Source organism: Micromonospora sp. RHAY321, from assembly GCF_023896955.1.
In the GTDB taxonomy this organism is placed as follows: Bacteria; Actinomycetota; Actinomycetes; order Mycobacteriales; family Micromonosporaceae; genus Micromonospora.
In genome coordinates this window covers 401,058-409,218 of sequence record NZ_JAMHIW010000005.1, presented here as the reverse complement: position 1 = coordinate 409,218, position 8,161 = coordinate 401,058, and the positions used below count along the sequence as shown (strand labels likewise).

Genomic DNA, 8,161 nt, shown 5'->3' with positions numbered 1-8,161 from the left:
GATCAGTTCAGGTCCGGGCCGTCGGTTGGTTCGTTGGCACGCAGCCAGACGGCGGTGTCCGGGGGCAGCAGCCCGTCGTCGAGCGGCCCGCTGGCCAGCAGCAACTCCCCCTCGGCGGGCAGCGGGACCGACGAGTCGGCGATGTTGACCAGGCAGCGGAAGCCACCGCCGCGGCTGAACGCGAGCACCCCGTCCGGTGCGGGCAGCCAGGTCATCTGGCCGTCGCCGAGCGCCGGTTCGGCCCGCCGGATCGCGATCGCCGCCCGGTACAGCTCCAGCATCGAGGCCGCGTCGCCGGTCTGCGTCCGCGCCGTCCGGTCCTTCCAGTCGGCCGGCTGGGGCAGCCAGGGCGCTACCGCGCCGTCTGGGCTGAAGCCGAACGGTGGCTCGTCACCGGCCCAGGGCAGCGGCACACGGCAGCCGTCCCGACCGGGGTCGATCCGGCCGGAGCGTTCCCACATCGGGTCCTGGCGCATCGCGAACGGGATGTCCTCGACCTCGTAGAGGCCCAGCTCCTCGCCCTGGTAGACGTAGGTGGCGCCGGGCAGCGACAGCGACAGCAGCGCGGCGGCCCGGGCCCGGCGGGTCCCTAGCTCCAGGTCGGTGGGGATCCCCTCACGCTTGGCGGCGAAGCTGAACGTGGTGTCCGCCCGGCCGTAGCGGGTGACGTGCCGGGTGACGTCGTGGTTGGAGAGCACCCAGGTGGCAGGCGCGCCGACCGGCGCGTGTGCGCTCAGCGTCCCGTCGATGCTCTCGCGCAGCGCCGAGGCGTCCCAGGCGCAGCCGAGGAAGTCGAAGTTGAACGCCGCGTGCAGCTCGTCGGCGCGCAGGTAGTTGGCGAACCGCTGCCGGTCGGGCAGCCACACCTCACCGATCAGGGCCCGCTCGCCGGGGTAGGAGTCGGCGACCCGCCGCCAGCCCCGGTAGATGTCGTGCACCCCGTCGAGGTCGTGGAACGGGTGCGGCTGGTCCGGTCGGACCTCGGGCAGTTCCCCGTCCTTGACCAGCAGCCCGGCCGAGTCGATCCGGATGCCGTCGACCCCCCGGTCGAACCAGAACCGCAGGATGTCCTCGAATTCCGCCCGTACCCGCGGGTGGTCCCAGTTGAAGTCCGGCTGTTGCGGGGCGAACAGGTGCAGGTACCAGTCGCCGGGGGTGCCGTCGGGGTTGGTGGTGCGGGTCCAGGTCTCGCCGCCGAACTCGCCGACCCAGTCGGTGGGCCGCTGGTCACCGTTCGGGCCTCGACCGGGGCGGAACCAGAACAGGTCCCGCTCGGGTGCGCCGGGCCCGCCGGCGAGTGCCGCCTGGAACCAGGGGTGCGCGTCGGAGCAGTGGTTCGGCACCACGTCGACGATGGTCCGGATGCCGAGCGCGTGTGCCTCCGCGATCAGTGCCTCCGCCTCGGCGAGGGTGCCGAAGACCGGGTCGATGTCGCGGTAGTCGGACACGTCGTAGCCGGCGTCGGCCATCGGTGAGGGATACCAGGGGCTGAACCAGATCGCGTCGACGCCGAGCGCGGACAGGTGGTCCAGCCGGGACCGGATGCCGGCGATGTCGCCGATGCCGTCGCCATTGCCGTCGGCGAAGCTACGTGGGTACACCTGGTAGATCACCGCTCCACGCCACCACGGACTGCTGTCTGCTGTGGACACGAGCACCTGCTTTCTGCGTCAGTACGTCGGCGGGTTCGCCGGACCTAGATATGTGCGGGGCGAACGGTCGTTGTCCGCCGCGGGAGTTTGCGCTGGTGGTGCGCCGATGCGGTCAGCCCCTCATCGAGCCCGCCTGAAGGTTGCCACGGTCCGTGTCCGCATCCTCGGCCTATCCCTTGAGGCTGCCGCTGGTCAGGCCGGACATGATGTTCCGTTGGAAGATCAGGAAGATGATGACGGTGGGAATCGCGGCGATGACCGACGCGGCGATCACCACGTTCATCGGCGTCCCACCGGAGAAGGCGTAGATGCCGACGCTCACCGTCCGGGTCTCGGGCGACGGCATGACCAGCTTCGGCCAGAGGAAGTCCTTCCAGACCGCCGTCACGGCGAAGATCGAGACGACGCCGAGGATGGGGCGCGACAGCGGCAGGATGATCGACCACAGCGTGCGCAGCGACGTCGCCCCGTCCATCAGGGCGGCCGCCATCAGCTCCTCGGGAATCGAGTCGAAGAACCGTTTCAACAGGAAGATGTTGAACGCGTTCGCGACCAGCGGCAGCCAGATAGCGAACGGCGAGTCGAGCAGGTTGATGTGCAGGATCGGCAGGTCGATCACGGTCACGTACTGCGGGACGATGAGGACCATCGCCGGGATCATCAGCGTTCCCAGCATCAGGGCGAGGATCACGTTGCCGAACATCGGTCGTAGCTTGGACAGGGAGTACGCCGCGGCGGTGTCGAAGACCAACTGGAACAGCACGGCGCCGGCCGCGTAGTAGAAGGTGTTGAACAGCAACTTGGCGAGGTCGAGGTTGTTCCACGCGTCGACGTAGTTCTGCGGCTGCGGATCCTTCGGGAACAGCGACGGCGGGGTCTGCGCGATCTCCTGGCCGGACTTGAGCGCGCCGGTGACCATCCAGTAGAGCGGCCCGAGGAAGACGAGCGTGAAGCCCACGACGACGACGGCCAGCAGCGTCCAGTAGATGACCTTGCCGCGCCCGCGGCTGAGCTGCGCGTGAGAGATGAGGGTCCGGGTTCCGGAGTCCTGTGCCATTTCCCGTCCCGTCCTAGTCCTGTTTCGCGCTCAGCCGCAGGTAGGCGGCGGAGAAGCCGGCCAGCACCACGAGCATGATCACGCCGAGCGCCGCAGCGCCGTTGAGGTCGTTCTGGAAGAAGCCGTGCTGGTAGATGAGGTACGCCACCGAGGTCGCGGAGTCTTCCGTGCCCGCGCCGTTGGCGAGGATCAGTGGCTCGATGAAGAGCTGCATCGTGGCCACGATCTGCAGCATCGCCAGGAGCGCGAGGATCAGCCGGGTCTGCGGGATCGTCACGTTGACGATCCGCCGCCAGATCCCGGCGCCGTCCAGCTCGGCCGCCTCGTAGAGCTCGCCGGGGATGTTCTGCAGCGCCGCCAGGTAGATCAGCACCGCGCCGCCCATGTTCATCCAGGTCGACGCGACCACCATCGCCGGCATCGTCATCTCGGGCGACTGCATCCACTGCGAGGTGGGCAGGTGCAGCGCCTTGAGGATCGCGTTGAAGAGGCCAGCCTCGCTGGGGTCGTACGCGTAGAACTTGAACAGGAAGAGCGCCGAGGCTGGCGGCAGCATCACCGGCAGGTAGACCAGGATCCGCAGGTAGCCCTTGGCGTGGCGGAACTCGTTGAGCAGGATCGCCACGAAGAACGGCACCGCGTACCCGAGGACGAGCGCGAGCAGGGTGAAGTAGAGCGTGTTCTGCCAGGCGGGCCAGAAGCTGGGGTCGGCGATGATGCGGGAGTAGTTGTCCCAGCCCACCCAGGTGGTCTCGCCGCGCCTGGTGCGCTGGAAGCTCATCACGATGCCGCGGATCATCGGGTACCAGGAGAAGACGACGAAGCAGAGCACCGCGCCGATCAGGAACGCGTGACCGGTGAGGTTGTCCCTGACCTTGCGGCCGAGGCTCGTACGCTGCGGCCCCGCGTACGGCGGTGTGGGACGTCCCGGTTTCCTGGTGGCACCCGGGACGGTGGTGATCGCCAAGGCAACTCCTGCGGTGTTCGGTGACCGGACGGTGCGGCGCGATGGGGTGGGGGCCGGCTCGGCGTACCGGCCCCCACCTGACCGGATCAGCTCTCGGCGGCCAGGAGCTGGTTGACCTTCTCTTCAGCCGTCTTGAGCAGCGCGTCGATGTTCGCGTTCGGGTTCGTCAGCACCCCGGACATCGCCGCGTCGAGCACCGCGTAGACCGCCTGCGCGTTGCGCGGCTCGCCCTTGATCGGAACCGGGGTCGCCTCGAAGAGCGCGAAGTTCGCGGTGTCGACGTTCGCGTTCGCCTTGCGCAGCTCCAGCTCCTGCTTCTGTGCCTCGCTGCCGTTGGCGAAGAGCAGCGGCTGGGGCAGACCCACCGGGTAGTTCTGCGGCTTGGCCCGGACGTAGTCGAACTGGCCCTTGCCCGGCGTCAGCTTCTGGTACGCGATCCACTTCAGACCGGCCTTGACCTGCTCCGGAGAGAGGTCCTTCTTGAAGAAGTAGCCCTCGCCGCCACCGAGGGTGCCCTTCGCCGGGCCGTCCTGGCCGGGCAGCGGGCTCATCGCCCAGTCCTGGAACTTGCCCTGGAACTGGCTGACGATCGCCTGGGTGGAGTCGGGCGCGCCGATGAACATGCCGACCTTGCCCGCACCGGCGTTGGTCAGCAGGTCACCCCACTGCAGCAGCTGACGGGCGCCCATGCTGTTGTCGCCGTACCGCATGTCCTTGAGGTTCTGCAGGACCTGCTTGCCGGCGGCGTTGTTGAAGTCGGCCTTCTTGCCGTCGGCGCTGAGCACCTGGCCGCCCTGCGAGTAGAGCAGGGAGGTGAAGTGCCAGCCGCCGGTGTTGCCGGCGCTGTACTCCGAGTAGCCGGCGATGCCGTTGCCGAGCCCGGCGATCTTCTTGGCGGCGGCCCGGACCTCGGCCCAGGTCTTCGGCGGGTTGTTGACGTCGAGCCCCGCCTGCTGGAACAGGACCTTGTTGTAGACCAGGCCCATCGAGTAGTTCTTCACCGGGACGGCGTAGAGCTTGCCGCCGTCGGTGAAGACCTCCTTGAGGGCCGGGTCGACGCTGTCCCAGGTCGGGATCGTGTCCTTGTTGACGTACTGGGAGATGTCCATCGCCTGACCGGAGTCGAGCACCTGCTGGAGATCGGTCATGTACCCGTAGAACACGTCGGTCACGGTGCCGCCGGCGAGGCGGGCGGTGAAGTCCGGCGGGTTGTTGCACTGCTCGCCGACGCTCACGCTCTTGATGATGATGTCGGGGTTCTGCCGCTGGAACTCGGCGACATCGTCGTTCCAGTTCTTCAGCAGCTCTTTCTGAGCGCCCACCGGCTGGCAGTCGACCGTGATGGTGACCTTGCCGCCTGCGTTCGTGTCCTTGTCGTCGCTCTTCGTGGAGCATGCCGTCAGGCTGAACCCCAGGCCGGCCACGAGCGCTAACGCCGCAGCCTTTCGGTATTGCGGTACGGACATCTGTCCATCCCTTCGGGAACGGGTGTCTCCATGACGTTCGTGATCTGCGGTGATGCGACCTGACGCCCAGTAGCTGCGTCGGAGCCAGGTGTGAGTGGAGTCACTGTAGCGAGGCCGACTCATTTCGGCAAGGTATCGATTCTGTTGTGAAAGGACACGACTTACTAACGACAGATGTTGGCAAGATCTTGAAAGCAGACCGAGATGTCGGCTTTTCGTCCTTTATGGCCACGACCGGATCGCGCCAGCCCTGCTCACCCTCAGCAACGACGAAAAAGGCCGCCGACCGCGGGAAGCGGTCGACGGCCGGAGCGCCGTTCGGCGACCAGGGGGTGACCCCGTGGCCGGGTGGACCAGTCAGTCGTCGGGCGGGACCGTCAGCGGCCGGGGGCCGGCGCGGTGGAACCGCGTACCACCAGCTCGGGCTCGAACAGCAACTCGTCCTGCAGCACGCCGGCACCCTCGATCTGGGTCACCAGCAGGTCGACCGCAGCCTGCCCCATCGTCTCGATGGGCTGCCGAACCGTGGTCAGCGGCGGGTCGGTGCAGGTCATGAACGCCGAGTCGTCGAAGCCCACCACCGACACGTCGGTTGGCACCACACGACCCAGCCGGCGCGCGGCCCGGATCGTGCCCAGGGCGAGCACGTCGCTGGCGCAGATGATCCCGGTGACGCCGTGCTCGACGAGCTTGGTGGCGGCGACCCGCGCCCCCTCCATGGAGAAGCTGGAACGCTCGACGCAGTCCGTGTCGTCGGCCCAGCCCGCCGCCCGGATCATCGCGTCCAGCTTGCGCCGGGACGGCACGTGCCCCTCCGGGCCGAGCACCATCCCGATCCGTTCGTGCCCCAGCGAGCGCAGGTGCCCGTACGCCTGCTCCACCGCCACCGCGTCGTCCGTGGACACCCGGGGGAAGCCCAACTCGTCCACGCCCGCGTTGACCAGCACCACCGGCAGGCCACGGTCGGTCAGCCGGCGGTAGTGGTCGTGCTTGGCGTCGGCGAGCGCGTACGAGCCACCGGCGAAGATCACCCCGGACACCTGGTGGTCGAGGAGCATCTCCACGTAGTCCATCTCGGAGACGCCGCCGATGGTGCGGGCGCAGAGCGCCGGGGTGTAGCCCCGTTGGGCGAGGGAACCGGTGACCACCTCGGCGAGCGCCGGGAAGATCGGGTTCTGCAGCTCGGGCAGCACCAGCCCGACCAGCCGGGCACGCTCGCCACGCAGCTTGGTCGGCCGTTCGTAGCCGAGCACGTCCAGCGCCGTCAGCACGGCCGTCCGGGTCGCCTCGGAGACCCCGTCCCGACCGTTGAGCACCCGGCTGACGGTGGCCTCGCTGACGCCCGCCTTCTTGGCAACTTCAGTCAACCGCTTGGTCACGACCGCAATCGTACGTCACCAGAATGAAAGAACTGAACAGCAAACTGCGGAGCAATTGCCGCTTCCTTGCCGCGCCTTGCCCGTCGCTTCCCGTCTCGACAGTGTCAGGACAGGTCGCGCAGGGCGTCCTCGATGGCCCGGTGGAAGGTCGGGTAGGCGTAGATCATGTGCCGGAGCTGGCTCAGTGGCACCGCGGCGTGCACCGCCACCACCAGCGCCGAGAGGACCTCGCCGCCCGCCGGGCCGACCGACGTCGCGCCGATCAGCACGCCCTGGTCGGCGTCCGCGATCAGCTTGATGAACCCCTCGTCGCCGACCCGGTGGATCCAGCCCCGCGTCGAGCTGCCGAGCTTGGTGAAGCCGACCTGCACATTGATGCCGCGCTCCCGGGCCTGACTCTCGGTCAGCCCGACCGCGCCGACCTCGGGGTCGGTGAACGTCACCCGGGGCAGCGCCCGGTAGTCGGCGCGCGGCACGCTGCCGGCCGACCCGCTCGACCCGCTGGCACCGAGCGAGCTGGCCGCGCCCATCGCGCCCCCGACCACGCTGGCGGTCCCGCTGGCGTCCGGCCCCGCGTTCGCCTGCCGGGCGTTGGCGAGGACGTCGGCGATCACGATGCCGGCCTGGTACATGGCGATGTGGGTGAAGGCGCCCTCGCCGGTCACGTCACCGACCGCCCAGATGCCGTCGGAGACCTGCAACCGGTCGTCCACCGGAAGGTAGCGCTGGTTGGCGTTCACGCCGACCGTGTCGAGCCCCAGCTCGTCCAGGTGTGCCCGCCGTCCGGTCACGACCAGCAGCCGGTCGGCGGTGAACTCCGCTCCACCGGCGCCGCGCAGCGTGAACCGGTGCCCGTCGTGCCCGACCCGCTCGGCGCGTACCCCGGTGTGGATGTCCACGCCGTCGGCGCGCAGCGCCGCGGCGGCGACCTCGGACGCCTCCGGCTCCTCGAGGGCCAGCACCCGGTCCAGCGCCTCCACGACGGTGACCCGGACCCCGAAGCGGGCGAAGACCTGGGCCAGCTCCAGCCCGATCGCGCCGCCGCCGAGCACCAGCAGCGACTCCGGCAACTGCTCGACCTCGATCGCCTGGTGGTTGGTCCAGTACGGAGTGTCGGCCAGGCCGTCGATCGGCGGCACCGAGGGTCGGGTGCCGGTGCCCAGGACGATCCCGTGCCGGGCCTGGAACACCTGGTCGCCGACCCGGACCCGACCCGGGCCGTCGAGCCGACCGCTGCCCCGGACGAACCGGCCGCCCCGATCGGTGAACCGCCGCACCGCGACCGTGTCGTCCCAGGTGTCGGTGGCCTCCTCGCGGATCCGCTTCGCCACCGGCGCCCAGTCCGGCTGGACCTGCGCCGTTCCGGCCAGCCCGTCGACCCGGCGCGCCTCGGCGAGGGCGTTGGCCGCCCTGATCATCATCTTGCTCGGGATGCAGCCCCAGTACGGGCACTCCCCGCCGACCAGGTCCCGCTCGATGCCGACGACGCTCAGACCGGCCTCGGCGAGCCGCCCGGCCACCTCCTCGCCGCCGACGCCAAGCCCGATCACGACCACATCCACCAGCTCCGGCTCCGCCACCTGGACAGCATCCCCCAGCGATCCCGCCCCGACCATCGGGGTCCGGGGAAAAGTCGGCGC

At 69.2% G+C, this 8,161-nt stretch carries 6 protein-coding genes; all 6 read right to left on the bottom strand.

From position 1 onward, the window contains the following. Nucleotides 1–2 precede the first annotated feature (2 nt). Nucleotides 3–1,652 (bottom strand): glycoside hydrolase family 13 protein, encoded by a 1,650-nt coding sequence (locus M8C17_RS15450; RefSeq protein WP_252417132.1) that lies wholly within the window; start codon nt 1,650–1,652, stop codon nt 3–5. 169 nt (nt 1,653–1,821) lie between these two features. Then, a complete protein-coding gene (locus tag M8C17_RS15445) occupies nt 1,822–2,709 on the bottom strand; it encodes a carbohydrate ABC transporter permease (protein WP_252417131.1) in 888 nt (295 codons plus the stop codon). A gap of 13 nt (nt 2,710–2,722) precedes the next feature. Continuing rightward, nucleotides 2,723–3,676, bottom strand: a complete 954-nt coding sequence (locus tag M8C17_RS15440; protein ID WP_252417130.1) for a carbohydrate ABC transporter permease — start codon at nt 3,674–3,676, stop codon at nt 2,723–2,725. Nucleotides 3,677–3,762: 86 nt separating this feature from the next. Then, on the bottom strand, nt 3,763–5,142 hold the full coding sequence (locus tag M8C17_RS15435; protein ID WP_252417129.1) for an ABC transporter substrate-binding protein: 1,380 nt from the start codon (nt 5,140–5,142) through the stop codon (nt 3,763–3,765). A gap of 377 nt (nt 5,143–5,519) precedes the next feature. Continuing rightward, a complete protein-coding gene (locus tag M8C17_RS15430; RefSeq protein WP_252417128.1) occupies nt 5,520–6,521 on the bottom strand; it encodes a LacI family DNA-binding transcriptional regulator in 1,002 nt (333 codons plus the stop codon). A 104-nt stretch (nt 6,522–6,625) separates the two neighbouring features. Further along, nucleotides 6,626–8,137: an NAD(P)/FAD-dependent oxidoreductase gene (locus M8C17_RS15425; RefSeq protein WP_252417161.1), complete on the bottom strand. Its 1,512-nt coding sequence runs from the start codon at nt 8,135–8,137 to the stop codon at nt 6,626–6,628. Nucleotides 8,138–8,161: the final 24 nt, after the last annotated feature.